The sequence below is a fragment of the Lacipirellula limnantheis genome, assembly GCF_007746075.1.
Lineage (GTDB): Bacteria > Planctomycetota > Planctomycetia > Pirellulales > Lacipirellulaceae > Lacipirellula > Lacipirellula limnantheis.
Genome location: NZ_CP036339.1, coordinates 1,001,162 through 1,020,291, shown reverse-complemented (window position 1 = coordinate 1,020,291; position 19,130 = coordinate 1,001,162). Strand labels below are relative to the sequence as shown.

General features: G+C 61.2%; 11 protein-coding genes. 7 read left to right on the top strand and 4 right to left on the bottom strand.

Going from position 1 to position 19,130, the window contains the following annotated elements; genetic code table 11:
• Positions 1-11 precede the first annotated feature (11 nt).
• Together I41_RS03915 and I41_RS03910 are read right to left on the bottom strand one after the other, a co-directional pair.
• Positions 12-2,951 (bottom strand): serine/threonine-protein kinase, encoded by a 2,940-nt coding sequence (locus I41_RS03915; protein WP_145431096.1) that lies wholly within the window; start codon positions 2,949-2,951, stop codon positions 12-14.
• A complete protein-coding gene (locus tag I41_RS03910) occupies positions 2,935-3,534 on the bottom strand; it encodes an RNA polymerase sigma factor (RefSeq protein ID WP_168206667.1) in 600 nt (199 codons plus the stop codon). Before I41_RS03910 ends, I41_RS03915 begins: the two co-directional genes overlap by 17 nt.
• Before the next feature lie 336 nt (positions 3,535-3,870).
• Between I41_RS03910 and I41_RS27920 the strand changes: the two genes are divergently transcribed.
• The 7 genes from I41_RS27920 (at position 3,871) to I41_RS03875 (ending at position 15,771) form a co-directional block, all read left to right on the top strand.
• Entirely contained in the window at positions 3,871-7,098 is a 3,228-nt protein-coding gene (locus I41_RS27920) for a DUF1559 family PulG-like putative transporter (protein WP_246133797.1), read from the top strand.
• A gap of 49 nt (positions 7,099-7,147) precedes the next feature.
• Positions 7,148-7,753: a HEAT repeat domain-containing protein gene (locus tag I41_RS03900; protein WP_168206666.1), complete on the top strand. Its 606-nt coding sequence runs from the start codon at positions 7,148-7,150 to the stop codon at positions 7,751-7,753.
• A gap of 80 nt (positions 7,754-7,833) precedes the next feature.
• A complete protein-coding gene (locus tag I41_RS03895; protein WP_168206665.1) occupies positions 7,834-9,099 on the top strand; it encodes a glycosyltransferase family protein in 1,266 nt (421 codons plus the stop codon).
• On the top strand, positions 9,092-10,375 hold the full coding sequence (locus tag I41_RS03890; RefSeq protein WP_145431088.1) for a glycosyltransferase family 4 protein: 1,284 nt from the start codon (positions 9,092-9,094) through the stop codon (positions 10,373-10,375). The genes I41_RS03895 and I41_RS03890 overlap by 8 nt, the downstream gene beginning before the upstream one ends.
• Entirely contained in the window at positions 10,375-11,571 is a 1,197-nt protein-coding gene (locus tag I41_RS03885) for a glycosyltransferase family 4 protein (protein WP_145431086.1), read from the top strand. The genes I41_RS03890 and I41_RS03885 overlap by 1 nt, the downstream gene beginning before the upstream one ends.
• A 5-nt stretch (positions 11,572-11,576) precedes the next feature.
• Entirely contained in the window at positions 11,577-13,430 is a 1,854-nt protein-coding gene (locus I41_RS03880; RefSeq protein ID WP_145431084.1) for an ABC transporter ATP-binding protein, read from the top strand.
• On the top strand, positions 13,411-15,771 hold the full coding sequence (locus tag I41_RS03875; protein ID WP_145431082.1) for a phosphotransferase family protein: 2,361 nt from the start codon (positions 13,411-13,413) through the stop codon (positions 15,769-15,771). Before I41_RS03880 ends, I41_RS03875 begins: the two co-directional genes overlap by 20 nt.
• 273 nt (positions 15,772-16,044) lie before the next feature.
• Here I41_RS03875 and I41_RS03870 read toward each other — a convergent pair whose 3' ends face one another.
• Both I41_RS03870 and I41_RS03865 read right to left on the bottom strand, forming a co-directional pair.
• Positions 16,045-17,298, bottom strand: a complete 1,254-nt coding sequence (locus I41_RS03870) for a PEP-CTERM sorting domain-containing protein (RefSeq protein WP_145431080.1) — start codon at positions 17,296-17,298, stop codon at positions 16,045-16,047.
• Positions 17,299-17,635: 337 nt separating this feature from the next.
• Positions 17,636-19,129 (bottom strand): DUF1501 domain-containing protein, encoded by a 1,494-nt coding sequence (locus I41_RS03865; protein ID WP_145431078.1) that lies wholly within the window; start codon positions 19,127-19,129, stop codon positions 17,636-17,638.
• Position 19,130: the final 1 nt, after the last annotated feature.

Genomic DNA, 19,130 nt, shown 5'->3' with positions numbered 1-19,130 from the left:
GAGTGTTAACTTCATTTGTTGGACGTTTGCACGTTCGATTCGGCCCCGCCTGAGAGGATCACATTCGCCGCCCGTAGGATGCGTACAAACTCCTCCGTGTCATGGAGAGCTTCAAGGTCGGGATCATGAGCGGCGATAGCGCTCAGCTCTGGCTTGGCGCCGACAGCTCGCGCCGCCAAATGCAACGACTTCACTTTGTCCGGCGGGTGCGTCGCGGCCGATCGAGCAAAGGCACACGCCGCTTGCAGCACAATGGTTGGGTCGTCATCACCTTGGAGCGCGGCAATGGCATCTGTTGCCGCACCGTCCCGATCGCCCGCCCGCGCCCTCAGCACCGCACGACTGGCGAGCGCTCGGAAGTCATGACGGTTCGTATCTAAAATTGAGTCGAGCATCGCCCGGGCCTCCTCTGGTCGCTGCAATCGGTCGCCCAAGACGTGAACGATGTTTTGCTTGGCGATGCGCGAGCCGGGGTCGAGCCGCAAGGACTCTTGGAAATCCGCCAAGGCTGCTTCAGGATCATTTGGAAGTCGTGCGGAGCCACGCGCGAGGTAACTGACTGAATCGCGCGGCGTCAAGCTTAGCCCAAGCTCGCGGTCGGCGGCTGCTCCTGCCGCGTCGCCGAGGCGGGTACGCACTTCCGCGCGAATGAAGTAGATTCGAGTTTGGGCGGCTCCGGCCGCGAGCGCGGCGTTCAGATCATCGAGCGCCGCCTGAGCATTGCCATTCGCATGATGGGCTAAGGCTCGATTCACCAGCGCGGGGACGCGTTGGCCGCCAAGCCGCATGTGGGCGCCGAAATCGTCGATAGCGCCGAGATAGCGACGCTGCGCCAAGCGAGCCAGACCGCGTTGAAAATAACTAAACGCGAACTGCGGCCGGAGACGAGTGCAGGTGGTAAAGCACTCTTCCGCCTCCTGGAGATTGCCGATGCCCGCATTAACGCTGCCGAGCAGCATCCATGCGCCGAGGTCGTAGGGCTCCTTGTCGCGCCACTCGGTCAAAAGCGGCGCCGCATCGTCATAACGCCCCTGCCTGAGCAAGGAGACGACTGTCGTCTCGTCGTCTCCGTTAGCTGGCAGCGCGTTTGCCGCGGCGCCTCCGCGGCGATCCTCGGCAGAATCGATCAAACGTTTCGTCTTGTCGATCGCGGCATCCAGCGCAACCTGCGATTGCTGAGGCAAAAGGCGATAGTTTGGGGCCGACTTCCAGTCAGCGGCGTTCAAGACTTCGTAACGGGCGAGTTGCTTCCGCGCCGCCGCAACTCCCTCATCCAGAGTTTCCGCGTCCGCGCCTGGAATGCTTAGCGGCAGCCGTGCTTCTGCTGATCTCTCCATAAAATCGCTGAAGAGTTGCTGCGCTTCGACGCGCGCAAATCGGCGCTCGCGAATTGCCCAACCGACGGTCAAGCTTGCCAGAATCGCAAGCGCGATGACGCCGATGCTTGATGCCGAAGCCAGCTTCGGATGACGACGCATCCACTTGCCGACGCGTTCCCGGACTGATCGGTCCGGCGCGTGGATCAATGGGAGGTCGTCGAGGTGCCGCTGTAGGTCAGCACGCAGTTCATCGACGGACTGGTACCGGAGGTTCGGATCCGCGTCCAGACAATGCGCGATCAATGACTCGATCGATGGCGGCGCATCTTGATTGAAGTTCCGCACCAAGGGTGCGCCCGATTGCCGGGCCTCAATCTGCGCAGGGACAGAGTCGAACCCCGACGCTGGAGGCGATTCAAATGGCAGCCGACCTGCGACTAATTCAAAAAGAATCACGCCAAGCGAATAGACGTCGCTGCGCTCATCGATCCGACTTCCCGATTCCAGCGACTGCAACTGCTCCGGCGACATATACGGCAACGTTCCGCCGACGACGGCGGCGCGCCCGAAATGCGGTTTGATCTGGTCCGAGAGGTTAAAGTCGAGGACCATCGGACGACCGTCGTTGGCCAATAAAATGTTTGCCGGCTTCAGGTCTCGATGGAGGATGCCCCGCTCATGAGCATGCGCGACGCCGGCGGAGACTTGAAGCACGATCCAGACGACGGCATCGACGTAGTTGGCGTGTTCAAGTCGGGTACGAATCGATGGGGCTAGATCGACGAGAGGCGTTTGGCCTGCCTCAACGGCGGGCAATGGTTCGGCTCCGCGCCCCGGCGCGACGACGGTCTCGCTCTGCCTGGCGATGACAGTCGTCAACAACTCCTGTCCGGAACGAGGCAATCGTCCGCTGCGGCGGGCTGCCCGAGTGACGTCCTGCAGCGTGTTCCTGCCCAAATAGGGCATGCAAACCGCTTCCCATCCCTCCGATTGGTGCACCGAATAAATTGGTACGATGTTGGTGTGCTGTAGTTGGGCGAGCCGCTCGGGTTCCACGGAAGTTCCGCGGACAAGCTTCAATGCGACGTTGCGATTGGCGAGTCCGGCTTGCCGTGCCAGATAGACGCAGCCAAAAGCACCGCGCCCCAACTCCTGCACGAGCTCAAAGTCCAGAAAACGCTCGGCCGCTTGGGGGAATCGCGGGGGCAGAAGCGGTGCGTCTGACGACAGACGGCTCTGCCCGTTCGTCGATTTCCTCCTGGATCGCTCGAGTTCTGGCCAACGAGCGACTTCGACGCCGTAACTTCGAGCATAATCTTCCCTCGTGGCGGGGAAGCCCGAGTCGCACTGAAGTCGGTAGTGCTCGAAGGCGAGTTTCGCCAGGCAATCTGAATTCGCCAACACATCGCCAAATCGATCGAGATACGCCTGCAGCGATCGCGACTCGCCGCGTTGCCATGATTGTTCCAAATCAATGCGCAGCAACTCGACGACAATCTCGTCGTACAACTCATGATCGCGCGGCGGCGTGAATTGTTCCACGAGCGCATCCGGCGCGCCGACGCGCGCATTCTCGAACGCGTCGATGAATCGCTCGAGCTCACAGAAATCGGCGTCAACTGTGCGCGGCATCGTCACCCTGTTCCTCGAGCACGAGGCGTCCCAACCGATTTCGAAATTGTTGCAGCACTCTTTCCACCGATCGCTTTGAGCGTCGCGTCGTATCGGCGATTTCCGTAACGCCGTGACCCTCGATCCGCAGACGGATCATTTCGCGCTGAGCTTCGGGTAAGTCGCCAAGCGTTTCGTCGATGATCATTTCGAGCGTCCGCAATGCCTCTTCCTGACTCCCAGTGTGCGCGGCGAGCGCGGGCTCGGAATGTTCGAGTCCCACAGTCGACGACACGTCTCGCTTGGCCGCTCGATGGAATCCAGCGAGGGTACGAATTTTGTTCAAGGAGATGACGAGAAACAGCTTCCACAATTCGTCGCCTTCCGGGACGTCGTAATGTCCTTCCGATGCTCGCCGGAAAAATGTGCGGAAGACCGACTGAACGACGTCTTCAGGGTCGATCCGCGCAGCCAGTGCCGGCGACGTCTTGGCTTTTGCCAACGCCTGCAATCGCTGCGCATACCGCACGTATAGCGCAGTCGCGGCGTCCTGCTCGCCGCCGCGGATACGACGCAACAGCGAATGGTCAGTTCGTCCGGTCACGCTCAGTGGGTCAGGTGCTTCTGGGTTCATCCGGCATGAAGCCGACTCGCTAGAAGGAGTCGGATTTCGGCAACGAGTCCGCCAAGAAAAGTGAGTCGGAACAGGATTGCAATCGAGACGCCACCAGCTGGAGCCGCCTCGGAAAGAGTGAACGCGGCAATCGCGATAAAAAGTGCAAGATTTTTGGCGGACTTCGGCTGCCGCCCCCACTCCTCACCCTGTCAGCCAAGAAACGCGGCGATTCAGTTGCAAAGCGCCTCGCTTCCGTGAAATGCATCCGCTTGTCTCGCGAAAAACGATCCGATGCGAAACCATTCCATCCTTACGATTATAGCTATGGGCGCGTGGTCGTCTCTTCTTTCCTTTGCGGCGGCTCAATCGACTTGGATCAATCCGGGGATTGGCGCGATTGCAGGAAACTGGGGGACGGCGGCCAATTGGTCGCCCGCCGCGGTCCCTGCCGTGGGCGGAATTGCCGTGATTCGCAATGGAGGAGAGGCAAAAGTTAACGCGGGCGCGATCGATCTGTCCCGCCTTGAGATCGCGAAAAATGGCGGCTCTGGAACAGTTACTTCGGCAAATGTGCCGTTTAGCACATCGAGTCGCATCGACGTTGGTTCAATCGACGAGCTCACCGCTGTCACCGGCGCCAACGTCTTGACCAGTGGGGTTTTCGCCCTAAACGGCGCCGCCACGCTGCAGGTGGGCCTGGGAGGGGCCGGAGATCTCGATGTAGGACAGACTTACGCCGGGGCCGGAGGGCAGGGGGCCGGATCCGGCAGCATCTCGATCAATGGCCTCACTCTCATCGACATCCAGAACGACCTCGACCTGGGCGAAGCTGGCGGCTCGGGTAAGGCCAGCGGCCATGGCGCCGCGACGTTGCAGAACATTGGATCGCTCTCTGTCCACGGCAGCATTGACGTTGGGGAAACAGGCAGCCTGAGCGGGGTCAACGATGCTCACGGCACGTTCAACGTCACGACCGCGACCTCGCTCTCAATAACCAAAGATCTCGATCTCGGTCGTACCCTGACGACCGGGGGACAGGACGCCGGGAACGGTTCGGCCACGCTCGCCGGCGTAAATTCGATTGTGGTCGGCGCGGACCTGAACGTCGGTCATGCCGGCGTCTCTAACAACGGCAACGCTCAAAGCACCGGCTCCCTTCAGCTTTCGAACGCCTCCACGTTGGTCATCGGCTCCGAACTCGGCGTAGGGCATATTCGAAGTTCATTCGGCTCGGGCCAGGCGACGGCCAACGGTACGGCGGCCATCGCCGACGTCGGCGACGTTCAGATGGCGACAGGACTGCTCGTCGGTCGCAATTTCGTCGAAGACAACGTCGTCGCCCACGCGACCGGAACGTTAGCCATGGATCGCATCGGATCGGTGGACGTCGGCGGCGATTTCGACATAGGTCAAACAGGCGTTTCGTCGCTGCAGGCCAGCGTCACTGGTCAGGCGACTGGCATCGGTTCGGCAACGGTGCGCGACGTGACTGGTCAATTTGCCGTCGCCGGCGACATCGATGTGGGGCAGACATCGGCTGTCGCCGGCGCGACGGCGACTGGCAACGGCAACCTGGTGATGGAGCGAATCGGGTCGCTCAGCGTTATCGGCGACCTCGACGTCGGCCAGACGGGATCCCTGGGCACGCCGTTTGGCACTGGTTCCGCGACGTTGCGGTCCATTTCTAACGTGACCATTGGCGCCAACATCGACGCCGGCGTGACGACGGCCTCGCCCCATGGACTCGCTCGTGGTGACGCGATACTCAGCGTGGAAGACTCATCCGTCTCCCTTGGCTTCGGGAATCCTGCGGTTCCCGGGCAATTAAATCTAGCTGTCGTCACCGCAACGGCTGGCAATCGCGGGCAGGCCTCAGCAATGGCTACCCTTACAAACGTCCAGTTGGCCTCGGCGGGGCGTGTTGTCGTCGCCGAACTCATCGGCGGCGGCGGACTCGCCACGAACTCATCCACGGCTACGCTGACGCTGATTCGCAGTCACGTGACTTCGCCGCAACTCGATGTTGCCACCAAGGTTGGAGCCTCCGCGGGCACGGCAACCGGCCGTCTCGAAGTCAACGACAGCCTAGTCGACATCGCGGGCCCCGTGAACTTCGGATCGGGGGCGACGGCGAGTTTCGTATTAGGCGGAACGACTCGCTCGATTGGCACGTCAGGCGCCGGGCACTATGGTGCGATCGACGCACAATCGGCGACGCTTGCCGGACTCCTGGAAGTGACGTTAGCTCCGACGTTCGCGCCGGCAGCGGGGGACGTCTTCGATTTGATTCGAACCTCGCAGCCCAGGACGACGACGTTTGCTGGCACGGCCCTGCCATCTCTCGCGGCAGGCCTGAGTTGGGATTTGGCATACCTCCCGACGACCGTCAGGCTGAGCGTTGTTGGCAACGTGCTCAGCGCCGACTTCGACGGAGACGGCGACCAAGATGGAGCCGACTTCTTGCGCTGGCAACGAGGTTTCGGCCTGACCGCCGGCGCCACGCATTCTCAAGGGGACGCCGATGGCGATCATGACGTCGACGCCGCCGATCTCGCGATTTGGAAGGCGAACTTCGGAGTTCCGCCAAGCGTTGGGCCTGCAGCAGTTGCGGTGCCAGAGCCTCACCTTGGCATTCTGGCGGCATCGGCAGGCGTCGGCATCGCAGCACTGGGCCGACGAAGGAAATCTATTGGCGCCTCGTTGGGCAAAAGATGCGGCGGGTTCACGTTGGTCGAACTGCTGGTCGTCATCGCAATTATCGGTGCGCTCATCGCGCTACTGCTTCCCGCCGTGCAAAGCGCTCGGGAGGCGGCTCGGCGATCGCAGTGCTCAAACAATCTCCGCCAGCTTGCCTTGGCGTTTCAGCAACATCATGCAGCACATAACTATTTTCCCACTGGCGGTCACGATTGGGATTTGGCGCCTGTTTACCGCGATGGCCGCCCAGTCGTGGGAGAAAACCAACCTGCCGGTTGGGGCTTCCAAGTTCTGCCGTACATCGAAGGACAGACTGCTTGGAGCCAAGGCGCCATTGTCGCGATTGGATCGGTCAATCCGCTTTTCTTCTGTCCGTCTCGACGAGATCCGCAGTCGTTCCAGCGGCCCGATAAATACAAGCCCCCCCTGACCGGCGGCACGTTGACGCACGCGCTGAGCGACTATGCGGCCGGCAACCGCGAGCAGACAGGAATCGTCAGGCGTTTTACACCGCTAAGAATCGCGGAAGTCACTGACGGCCTCAGTCACACATTGCTCGCAGGCGACAAGCGCCTCAACGTCCGCCAATTGGGCGAGCCTCAGGACGACGACAACGAAGGATATACCGTCGGTTGGAACGAAGACACGATCCGCCGAACTGACGAACCGCCGCAGCCAGATCACGATGGGGGAGAGGACGGCGAGAAATTGTTCGGTTCTTCGCATCCTGGCGCGTTCAATGCCGCCCTGGCGGACGGATCAGTTCACTCGGTGAGTTACGAGATCGCTGCCGAAGCATTCGAACGGCTCGGCAACAGATCTGACGGGCAAGGCGATGCGGCGGTGCTCCAGTAGTCATCAACTGGCGGACGGATCAGTTCGCCTACATTCTTCGAGGCCGTTTATGTTGAAGACCCTCACGATTACGTCGCATCGGCGCTTCTCACCCTTCGCAGCGAGACTGGCCATTGCCGTCGCATGTTCGGCCCTCAATGGCTGCGGTCAAGACTCCGTCGAGGTCCTTGCGACTCAGTTAAGCGACGCCGACGCCGACATCCGCTACGACGCCGCCAAGTCGCTTGCGGCTCTCGAGGGCGCCGCCGCTCCCGCCGTGAATGAACTGGCCGCGGCCCTCGCCGATTCGAATCCCAAGGTTCGTTACCGCTGCGCAAAAGCTTTGTCGAAACTCGACTCCAAGGCCGCTCCCGCCGCCGACGAGCTTGCCGAAGCGCTGAAGAGCGTCGAGGGCGAGTCTCGCTACTACGTCGTGAAAGCCCTGGCAAACATCGACGCTGCGGCGGCGCCAGCCGTCGAAGGGTTGGCCGCGGCGTTGAACGATCCAAGTTCCGACACCCGCTATCAAGCGGCCAAGGCGCTCGGCAAGATCGGACCGCCGGCGGCCTCCGCAGCGGCGGCATTGGAAAGACTCGCGCGCGACGCAGATCCAAACGTGCGCACCGCCGCCGCCGCCGCGCTTAAGAAAATCAAATCCCAGACGAAGAGCACCTGACGTATCCCGTCCGTTGCGACCCAGGCGAAGCGTCGAGACCTCGAATCATGAGCCTTTTGGAAGTATCCGGAGTTATTGACGTGAGCGCCCCCGGGCCAACCACTCGCATCGACGGTCCGCGCATGGAAGCCTCCACGGCTGCGTTGCCCCGCGCCGAGCTCCGCGTCGTTTTGTATTCGCACGATACGATGGGGTTGGGGCATTTGCGCCGCAATCAGCTCATTGCTCAGGCGATCACTGAATCCGTTACGACGGCCAAAGTATTGTTAATCGCCGGCGTCCGCCAAGCTTGCTCCCTGGAGCTTCCGCCCCGTACCGATTGCTTGACGCTGCCCGGTTTCTGCAAGTCGCCAGCTGGTTGCTATGAGTCGCGCTCGCTCGATTTGCCGATCGAAGAGCTGGCGGCGATGCGCTCCGCTTCCATCCGTGCCGCCGTCGAATCCTTCGACCCCGACTTGTTCGTCGTCGACAAAGCTCCCAGGGGAGTGTCTGGCGAACTTGACGACGTCTTGGCTTGGTTGCGCCGTCGCGGCAAAGCCCGCACGGTGTTGGGACTGCGCGACGTGCTGGACGAAGCGGTTGCCGTACGCAACGACTGGCGGCGAGGCGCATACGCCGCCGCGGTCGAGCGTTTCTACGACGAGATTTGGGTGTACGGCGATCCCCGCGTCTACGATCTTGCCGCGGAGTACAGTTGGGACCGACGGCTAACCACAAAAACGCGATATCTTGGATACCTTGACCAGAGACGACGCCTAGGAGATCTGAATGGCCGAGACAGCGACATCCTCGCGAACCTGAAACAAACCAACGGGCAGTTGGTCGTTTGCTCCGTCGGCGGCGGACAAGACGGCGAGGGGCTTGCGCAATCCTTCCTGCGGGCAGATCTGCCCGACTTTGCCCACGCTGCGCTCATCGCCGGCCCATTCATGCCCCCAGTCGTCCGCCGCGAACTAGAATCACTCATCGCGGGTGATCCGCGGCGGCAGCTTATCGACTACCTTTCTGAAGCCGACGCCTTGATCCAACGCGCTGACCTGCTGGTGACGATGGGCGGGTACAACTCGGTCGGCTCGGCCCTCTCGTTCGGCGTGCCAACGCTGATCGTCCCGAGAACGGTTCCGCGACGAGAACAGTTGATTCGCGCGCAAAGGCTCGCAGCGCTCAACCTCGTTGACGTGATGGATCCGTCGCAGGCGACGGCGACGGCCATTGGCGAATGGATGGCCCATCCTCCCCTGAATCGCCCTCAAGCGAGTAGCGTCATCGATCTCACTGGACTCGACCGACTGACCGCGGTCGTCAACCAGCTCACTCTTGCTTCGAAGGAACGCGTTCATGCTTGATCTCGGTTCTCGTCAGACGTATGCCTCCTTGGAATTCGCTCCGGCACTCCGCGTCGGTTACGTCGTCAAAAGATATCCGCGATTCTCCGAGACCTTCGTGGTCAACGAGATACTCGCACACGAGCGGGCCGGCGTGGAAATCGACGTCTTTTCGCTCCGCACGCCGTCCGACGCGCACTTTCAAGACAAATTGGCGCAGGTAAGGGCCGCTGTCGCGTACATGCCCGAGGGAAACTGTCGACTCAGTGACTTCTGGGAAGCAGTACGGGAAACCCAACGACGCTATCCTCGAGTTCTGTCAGCGCTCAGCGGCGTCGGTCACGCGACGACGGCCGACTTGTATCACGCCGTCGTGTTGGCGCAGCACATTGCCAAGCAGAAGATAGACCACCTCCATGCCCACTTTGCTACGTCCGCGGCATCCGTAGCTCGCTTAGCGTCGCTGATCACCGGAATTCCTTACAGCGTGACCGCTCACGCGAAGGACATTTTTCACGAAGAGGTCGATCCCGCCGACCTCCGCGAGAAGATCGCGTCGGCGGCGCACGTCGTCACCGTCAGCGACTTCAATCGGGAGTTTCTTTGCCGGCAGTATCCAGAGTTCGCCGGCAAGATCACCCGCATCTACAACGGACTCGACCTCTCGGAGATCCCTTACCAATCCCCGACGACGCGACCAGCGAAAATCGTCGCCGTCGGTCGACTCGTCGAGAAGAAAGGGTTCGCCGACCTTATCGACGCCTGTGCTCTATTGGCGGCACGGGGGCTGGTCTTCGACTGCGAAATCATCGGCGACGGCGAACTTGCCGGCGATCTCGCTCGTCGCGTTGCGCAGCTTAATCTCAGTCGGCGGATCCGTTTGCTAGGCCCGCGTTGCCGGCGCGACGTTATGGAGGCCATGCAGTCGGCAGCCGTCGTGGCAGCCCCCTGCATCATTGGCGAAGACGGTAACCGCGACGGCCTACCGACTGTGCTCTTGGAAGCGATGGCGCTCGGCACGCCGTGCGTTGCAACGGATGTGACCGGGATACCGGAACTCGTGCGGCATGAGAAGACCGGCCTGATTGTCAGCGAACGTTGCCCGCGCGAACTAGCCGACTCCATCGCCCGGTTGATGGTTGACGCTTCGCTGCGGGACGCACTTGCGGCCTCCGCGCGACAACTGATCGAGCGGAACTTCGACGTCGACCGTAACTCGACGAGTCAACGCGACATCTTCGCTGAAAGTCGCGACCAAGCCTCCGCAACGGCTCTTCGCACGGTTGGAGCTATCTGATGCGAATTGCATATATCTGCACCGATCCCGGAGTTCCCGTCTTTGGCCGCAAGGGCTGTTCGGTTCACGTTCAAGAGATCATTCGCGCGTGGCGCAAGCGCGGCGATCATGTTGAACTCTTTGCCGCGCGAGTTGGCGGCGAATCGCCGCCTGATCTTGTTGATCTGGCGGTCCACGAATTGCCGTGCCCGACGAATGACGATCCGCGCGAACGGGAATGGTCGCTGTTGGCGGCCAATGACGCGGTCGGCGAAGCCATCGCCGCCGCGGATCGATTCGACCTCGTCTACGAACGACACGCCCTCTGGAACTACGCCGCCATGGAACATGCCCGCGCTGCGGGAATTCCCGGCGTCCTCGAAGTCAACGCCCCTCTGGTTGAAGAACAGCGCAAGCACCGCCGCCTCTTCGCCGTCGGGACGGCTGAACGGGCTGCGCGGCGCGCTTTCTCCGCGGCGCGCGTGGTCGCAACGGTCTCCGACGCGGTGGCCGACTACGTCCGCGGCGAGTGCAACCCAGCGGACCATGTGCATGTTGTCGAGAACGGAGTCGATCCGGGGCGATTTGCCGACAGCCTCGCCGACGCCGACCGTAACCGCCTCTTCACGATAGGATTCGTTGGCACCATGAAGGCGTGGCACGGACTGGAAGCACTGATCGAGGCCTTCTCCCTGTTGCACGCCGAACTCCCTGAGGCCCGCTTGATTCTGGTTGGAGACGGGCCCGAGACGCCAGCTCTCCAGCGTCAGTTGGCGAACCATGGCAGCGCCGTTTGCAAGGCAGTTTGCTTTGTCGGCGCCGTTGATCCGGCCGACGTGCCGAAATGGTTGCGTCGTATGGACGTCGCCGTCGCCTGCCCGCCGCACATCGAGCGATATTACTTCTCTCCCCTGAAGGTGTTCGAGTACATGGCTGCCGGGTTACCGGTAGTCGCGAGCCGCGTCGGACAGATTCCGAGCATCGTCGGACACGACGTGGCTGGACTGCTGTGCGAGCCTGGCAACGTCGGCGAAATCGTCGAATCGCTACGGCGTCTCGCCCGACAACCTGAACTGCGACGGCGCCTCGGCGCGTCAGGACGGCAGCGCGTCGTTGAGCATCACACCTGGCAGGCCGTCGTCGATCGCATCGCAGGTTTGGCGACGACCGGGGAAGGCAGGTCAAGGCGCGATCACCGAGCGGTGCAAAAGGCCTAAGCCAAATGTCACGACCAAAAAATATCCGCGACGGTGCGCCCCGGTTTTTCGGCGTCCTCAAAGTTTTCGCGCCAGAGGTGTTACGCGAGCGGCGATTAGCCGGTGCGGCCATCACCGCGCTCGTGTTATCAACGCTCTTGCGGGTTATAGAACCCTGGCCGATCAAGGTCGTGCTCGACCTTATTGCCGGCGAATCGCCGCGCGGCAACGGCTTTCTCGCGGCGAGCGTCGCGCACCTCGAGCCTACGACCGTCCTGATCGTTGCGGGCGTCGCGTTGGTGTTTCTCACTGGCCTACGGGCGATGTTCGATTATCTGCGAACAGTCGGGTTCGCTGTCGCGAGCAATCGGGTGATGGGGCGGCTCAGAACTGATCTCTACCGCCATCTCCAACGGCTCTCGTTGTCATTTCATGACCAAGCGCGCGGCGGGGATCTGCTGGTGCGCGTGACCGGCGACGTCAAGATGCTGGGAGACGTCACCGTCACCGCCCTGTTGCCGCTATTGGCGAGCCTCATGCTGCTGGCGGCGATGTTCGCCGTTATGGTCGCGATGAACTGGAAGCTGACCCTCCTCGTCCTGAGTTTGTTGCCGCTCTCCGGCATCGCGACGGTGCGCATCGGTCGCCGCATCCACGAGGCCGCGCGCAAGCAACGCAGCCGCGAAAGCCGAATGGCCGCCACGGTCGCCCAATCAATGGCTGCCGTGAAAGTAGTTCAAGCTCTTTCTCTCGAAGCAAAGTTCGAGGAGGAATTCGCGGGCAGCAATCGTCACGATCTGCGAGAGGGCGCGAAAACTCAACGCTTGTCCGCTCGCCTGGAACGGTCGATCGATGTTCTCGTCGCCCTCGCCACGGCGCTCGTCTTGTGGGTCGGCGGTTCGATGGTGCTCAGGGCGGAGTTGTCCATCGGCGAATTGTGGCTGTTTCTAACCTACATGAAACGGGCCATGCAGCCGTTGCAGGACTTCGCCAAGTATGCCGGTCGGCTGGCGAAGGCAGTGGCCGCCGGTGAGCGAATTGTCGACATTCTGGAGAGAAGTCCAGACGTCAAAGATCTGCCGGACGCGTCCGTCGCGCCGCCGTTCCGCGGACTTATCAAGTTTGAGCACGTTCGCTTCGCCTATTCGCAGGATCGGCCCTTGTTCGAGGACCTCAATCTGGAAGTTCGCCCCGGCCGTCGTATCGCCGTCGTTGGCAGTTCCGGCAGCGGAAAGAGCACGCTGATCAGCATGCTGTTGCGTCTGTACGATGTAAATGACGGGCGCATCACGATTGACGGTCACGATATTCGGAGCCTTACGCTCACTTCGCTCCGCAGCCAGATCGGAGTGGTGCTCCAGGATACGATCCTCTTCGCGGCCACCGTCGAACAGAACATCGCTTTCGGCGTCGCTGACGCGACTCCAGAGCAAGTGCGCGTCGCCGCCCAATTGGCCAACGCCGAATCATTCGTTTCCCGGTTGCCGCAGGGGTACGCCACTCCGTTGGGCGAACGCGGCGTTAATCTCTCCCATGGCCAACGACAGCGGATCGCCATCGCGCGAGCCGCCATTCGCAAAACGCCCATTCTGCTGTTAGACGAACCCACGACCGGCCTGGACCAACGAAATGAACATCGCGTCAGCGAGGCTTTGGAGCGACTGGCTCTCGGTCGGACGACGATTCTTGCAACGCATGACTACCGTCGCGCCGCATCTTCTGACGAGATCATCGTGGTCGATCGCGGGAGGATCATTGAACAGGGAACGCACGCAGACTTGATGGAAGTTGCCGGCGCATACGCTCATGGCTATCGCCTCCAGCATGAATCATCCTCGCGTCAGACAGGGGAACAGACGTATGTCGCATACGGCCGATGAGCTGGGCGCCAACTCGTCGGTCACTATGCAACGCAATGCAAACGGCAGGGCAGACGAGGCGATTGTGGCTCGCGAACTGGATTTCGCGGGTCTGGCGACGTTGTTGGACCCACGTCGCGCACTTCAATGGCTCAGGCGCCAAGCGCCGTGGCTCGAAGTCGCGTCACTAGAGCCGAACTACCTGAAATACAAGCCGAGAACGAGTTGCTTGGCTTCATTCGTCGCGCGTGGCAACGGCGCGCCTGCCTTCGTTTACTTCAAAGGTTTCGCGGGCGATGCGAGTCATAAAATCGGCAAAGCGGCGCTGCAATCGGCTAGAAACTCATCGGGCGTCATGGTCGACGGTACGCTGGGAGTTGTCGCCTACTTATTTCCGCAAGACGCCGTACTGGGCCGTCTGGCCGACCTGCTCAATCCGGCGGACCGACTGCAAAAGGAATGGGGCGACCATATCCCGACGGGTGAACTCTCCATCGACGCTCTTCGTTACAAGCCAGAGCGTCGGTTCGTCGGAGCGGTCATGGTCGCCGGGAAACCCGTGGCGGCCGTGAAACTCTATGCGGGCCGCGACTACGATCGAGCGCAAAGAAACGCCAAAGTCTTGGCGAACGTTCGCGGGGCTCGCTTGCCTCGGCGCCTGGAACGCTGCCCGAAACAACGATATGTTCTCTCCGAATGGGTGACTGGCGTTCGACTTCGGGAGGTGATGGCCCAGCGACGAGATCTCGCAGACGTCGCCGAGCGAGTCGGGGCGACGCTGGCGACGCTTCATTCCCATCGGTGCGGGCGACTGCAATTTGCTCCAACCGATCTCGCAAGCGCCGAAGCAAGAAGTGCGATAGCAGCGATCGCCGACGTCCTACCAAGCGTAGCGCGGCGAGCCGCCCGATTGGCACGTGACATTGCCGACGGCCTCGCTGATCAGCATGTCGAACTGAGCGTCTGTCATGGCGATTTCCATCTCGATCAGGTGCTGGTTGATGATGAGATCGTACTGCTCGACGTCGACAACGCATGCATTGGCGATCCTGCTCGGGACCTTGGCAACTTTATCGCTCATTGTGAGCGCGAAGCGTTCAATGGCTGGCTACTGCCGGCGGAAGTTGATCTTTGGCGAAGCCACCTGCTCGCAGGGTATCAGCGAGTTCGCCAACTCCCCAATGACGACCGCATCAGTCGGCACGTCGCGCTTGGACTGCTGAAATTGGCAATTGAACCATTCCGCCAACGCCAAGCACATTGGCCGATGTTCACCGAGGCGATCCTGAACCGCGCCGGCAAGGCACATGATCAGATTGGTCGCGGCGTCTCGGCACACAACGCGCCGAGAGCTCGTCTCGAACAACTTCCGTCGCCCGGTGATCATCCCGTCCTCACAGATGACGCCTTGCCGAATGCGATACCTGCGACGAACCCTCGCCAAGTCACTGCAGCGTTGGCCGCCGGCTTGATGCCGACGGGGTGGTCCAATACTTCGGTCGTTGCCTTTCGCGTCGTCAGGCACAAGCCCGGAAGACGCTGTCTCATTGAATACGACGTGCAGGATCAGGCAACCGGCCAAGTGCAAGGGATCTTGGCAAAAATGAGCCGGCGCCCTGTCGCCCGGCGAGACTTTCAGAATCAACGCTCGATCTACGACGCCGGATTCCAGCAGGATGCGGCCGACGGAATTTATGTTCCTGAGGCGTTGGGCGTCATCGATGAATGGAATATGTGGTTGCAGCGCAAGGTGTCCGGTACCGTGGCAACAGAGATGTTGGCGGGTCCGCATGGTCCTGCCGTCGCGGGCCGGATCGCGGCGTCGCTTGCCAAGCTCCATACGCAAGGACCGCCTCCCGATCGCCGGCATTCGTTAGACGACGAGCTCACTATTCTTCGCGACCGACTGGAGGCGCTCACAGCGAGCCGGCCGCAGTGGAAGCATCGTCTTGAGGCAGTGCTCGCCAAGTGCGAGCGCATCGCGGCAAATCTGTCGGTAACCCGATCAACGCCGATCCACCGTGACTTCTACCAGGATCAAGTCATCGTCGACGGCACGAACGTCTGTCTGTGCGATCTGGACTTGTACTGTATGGGCAACCCGGCTCTAGACGTCGGTAACTTCGTCGCCCACCTCATCGAGATGGGCCTGCGCGAGTATGACGATCCGGACTTCTTCACTCCATCGTCCGCGACGTTTGTCGACGCCTATTGCTCGCTCCGTTCGGAAAAGCACGAGCCATCGATTGCAGGCTACACGATGCTCTCACTCGCCAGATTGATCGCCATCGACGCCGCGATGCCGCATCGTGCGGCATACGCCGAGCGGCTATTGATTCACTGCGAATCAATGCTGTGCTAATAGCCGCCTTTGCGAACTATTCGCCCGGCGCGGCGCATCGGGCGCGCCAAGATACGTTCGACTGCCGCCTCTTGGCTTCACCGTCAATGCGGAAGAGGCAATTGGGCCTGGCACATGAACGGAGCGGGTCCAGCACCGTGTCACGGACGGCGCGTGAAAACGTCGACGCGACGGGAATGAACCGCCGCGTCGACAGAAGCCAACTTTCTATCTAACGATTTTCGCCGCTGCGGTGCTTGGTCACGCTTGTTCGCAGACGGCTTGAAGTGCGTACTATTTTCGCCGGAACCACAGCGCCGCGAACGTCCCTGCTAACAGTCCGAGCGACGACGGCTCCGGAACCGCAGATGCTGCCGCTGCCGCCCCGACCGCCCCGAAGTTGTCGCTCCAAATCGTCAAGTCGGCTTGATCAACGACGCCGTCGAGATTACCGTCCGCGGAACCGGCGGCGTTGGCGCCGAATTCCGTCTGCCACAACAGTAAATCCTGCCCATCGACGACGCCGTCGCCGGAAAAGTCGCCAGGCAGCAACGGCGCGGCTACCAGATTGGCGGCGACCATGTTGGCTGCAATGAAGTGGCCCAGTTCCCCAGCCGGCGGTTCCAGCAGATCCTGATCGAGGAATGCGGTGATGGGTTCATTCTCCTCGTCGACGGCGCCGGTGTACGCGAAGAACTCGTAACGTCGAACGATCGACTTGCTGTCCTTGTCGTCAAGCTTTCCGCCGTGCGCCTTGATCACGCCCCCCTCAAGCAACTCCCACTCAGACTCGATCTCGGCTTCGTCCTGCGGCACGATGTTGCCCGGATCGTCTCCCGACATCAATTCATCGAGTTCCACGGGGCGATTCAGTTCTGTCTTGTAGACCTTCATCCAAATGGAGTCGGGCTTCAGAGCATGGAACTCCGCCGGCTCGGGGACCTTCACCTCGGCGATCACCTCGGGCGCGCCGCCGCCGCCGTTCGCGGGGACAAAGCTCCAGGTCGGATTGGGAATTGCCAACGGTTCGTTCCCGATGCGCTCGTACTGCCCATCGAGGGTTCGATTCAACCAGAAGAACCTCATCGCGCTGGGCTGCTCGTTCGCCGCGAACCCAAAGTGTTCGCCGCCGTCAGTGTTCACCAATGCGTGGCCGTTGGTGCTGGCCGGATTTGGATTTGGGTTGAGTGAACCATTCGTGACGGCCGTGTTGAAGTTGTAGTCTTCAAACCGAATGCGCGTCCCAAAGTTGGCGCCATCGACGTAGTCGGTAACCGTCATGTGGTTATAGTGCGCCGGAAAGGTGTTATACACCATTGAAGAGTGGCACCCTTCCAGCTCGATCTCCGCCCCTTCAGATGGCTCTGGAGTCGTGTTGTAGGTGTCGAAGTTGGACATCGTCCCGTAGATGGCGGCCGGTGCAAGCGGCGCCGCCGAAAGGCACAGACTGCACATGCCAATCGACGCGGCGCGGGGCAATGACCTGCGCGCCGATTTGCCCATGCGAACCGGGATGAAACCTCGGAATTTGGCGAAAGATGAAGACATTGTGCACTTTCCCTACTGCAAAATTGGGCGACTGGTAGTTTAGAGAACCTTGGAATTCGAGTGGCGAAGCAACCACCGACAGATGCTGCTTCAACAGTGGAAGCAGGATTAAGTTCGAATTTCCGCCAAGGATTTCCTTGAATTCCCTTGGATTGACAAACCTCGCCGGAAGCCTGTCAACAACGTTCGGAAGGGGCCAAATTACAGCCCGACATCCTGCTTGAACTGAAAGTGATTGAGCGCGCCGTGTCAGGCGATTGTCAGAATGGCTCAAATAACTCGCCGCATTGAGCCGTAAAAGGCATCCCAGCGCCGGTACAAGTTCGCTCGCCGTGACTCAGGCAATAATGCCGCGGATGACGTTCGCGTCCACGACGCCAGTGAGTTTCTCTTCCAATCCGCCATGGAAGTAGGTGAGCTTCTTATGATCCAATCCCATGAGGTGCAAGATCGTCGCGTGCAAATCGCGCAGGTGATGCGGGTTCACGACGGCGGCCTCGCCCAGCTCGTCGGTCTCGCCGTAGCTGACGCCTCCCTTCACGCCGGCGCCTGCCATCCAATAGGTGAACCCTTTCGGGTTGTGATCGCGCCCCCCAGGTTTGCCTCCGGTGTTGTAGGTCTCCGAAACAGGCATCCGCCCGAACTCGCCCCCCCACACCACGAGCGTCTCCTCCAGCAGCCCGCGCTGCTCCAGGTCGGCCAGCAGCGCGGCGATCGGTCGGTCGACTTCGGGAGCGTGGATTTTTAGATTCTCTTCGATTCCATGATGGCCGTCCCAAGTATTCTGCCCGCCCGCGCCGCCGCCGCCGGAGTAAAGCTGTACGAACCGCACGCCGCGCTCCACGAGTCGCCGCGCGGTGAGGCACTGTCGGCCGAACGCCGCAGGGCCTTGCGCCAGCGAATGCCACTGCGGCTTTGGTTCGTTGACGCCGTAGAGGTCGAGCGTCCGTTGGTCTTCTTGCGTCAGGTCGAGCGCCTCGGGGGCCGTCGCCTGCAGGTTGAACGCCAGTTCATAGCTTGAGATGCGGGCCGCCAACTCTGAATAGCCAGGGTGCGACGCCTCATGCGCAGCGTTCAACTCGTTGATGAAGTCAATCTCCCGCCGTTGCATCGCCCGCGTTGAGCCGTCGGACGGTTTGAGGTTAAGAATTGGCTCTCCCGCCGTTCGCAGGATCGTCCCCTGGTACACGGCCGGCATGTAGCCGCTTGACCAATTCGGCGGCCCTGTCGTGGGCCCGCCGCGCGGATCGAGCATCACGACGTAACTCGGCAGATTCTGATTCAACGTCCCGAGGCCGTAGCTCATCCACGCCCCGATCGATGGGTGCCCCTGCAAAATGCGACCGCTGTTCATCTGCAACAGGGCACTGCCATGAGCAAAAGAGTCGCTGTAGAGCGACTTCACCACGGCCAGCTTGTCCATATGTCGCGCGATGTGCGGGAACGCGTCGGAGCACCATTGCCCGGACTCGCCATACTGCCGGAACGTTCGTCGGCTCGCCTGCAACGTCGCCTTCGTTGTGGCGCCGCGGCGAAACTCGTTGTCGATCGTCTGGCCGTCGCGCCGCTGCAGTTCAGGCTTGTAGTCGAACAGGTCGACCTGCGACGGTCCGCCGAACATGAACAGGAAGATGCACGACTTCGCCTTCGTCGGCAGAACGGGGCAGCGCTGCTCCAACGGCGACGCGTCTGACTTTACTGCGGCGGTAGCCCGTGTCGAGAAAAAGCCATCCCTATCGAGCAGCGAACTCAACGCTAATCCGCCAAAACCGGCGCCCAACTCCCATAGGAATTGCCGTCGGGGCTGCACAATGTGATCTGCCGGATTCATA

Excerpts from the sequence above, each read along its gene's own strand:
- I41_RS03865 (WP_145431078.1), bottom strand. The coding sequence starts at position 19,129 with ATGAATCCGGCAGATCACATTGTGCAGCCCCGACGGCAATTCCTATGG.
- I41_RS03900 (WP_168206666.1), top strand. The coding sequence starts at position 7,148 with ATGTTGAAGACCCTCACGATTACGTCGCATCGGCGCTTCTCACCCTTC.
- I41_RS03875 (WP_145431082.1), top strand. The coding sequence starts at position 13,411 with ATGTCGCATACGGCCGATGAGCTGGGCGCCAACTCGTCGGTCACTATG.
- I41_RS03870 (WP_145431080.1), bottom strand. The coding sequence starts at position 17,298 with ATGTCTTCATCTTTCGCCAAATTCCGAGGTTTCATCCCGGTTCGCATG.
- I41_RS03880 (WP_145431084.1), top strand. The coding sequence starts at position 11,577 with ATGTCACGACCAAAAAATATCCGCGACGGTGCGCCCCGGTTTTTCGGC.
- I41_RS03885 (WP_145431086.1), top strand. The coding sequence starts at position 10,375 with ATGCGAATTGCATATATCTGCACCGATCCCGGAGTTCCCGTCTTTGGC.
- I41_RS03915 (WP_145431096.1), bottom strand. The coding sequence starts at position 2,951 with ATGCCGCGCACAGTTGACGCCGATTTCTGTGAGCTCGAGCGATTCATC.
- I41_RS03890 (WP_145431088.1), top strand. The coding sequence starts at position 9,092 with ATGCTTGATCTCGGTTCTCGTCAGACGTATGCCTCCTTGGAATTCGCT.
- I41_RS27920 (WP_246133797.1), top strand. The coding sequence starts at position 3,871 with ATGGGCGCGTGGTCGTCTCTTCTTTCCTTTGCGGCGGCTCAATCGACT.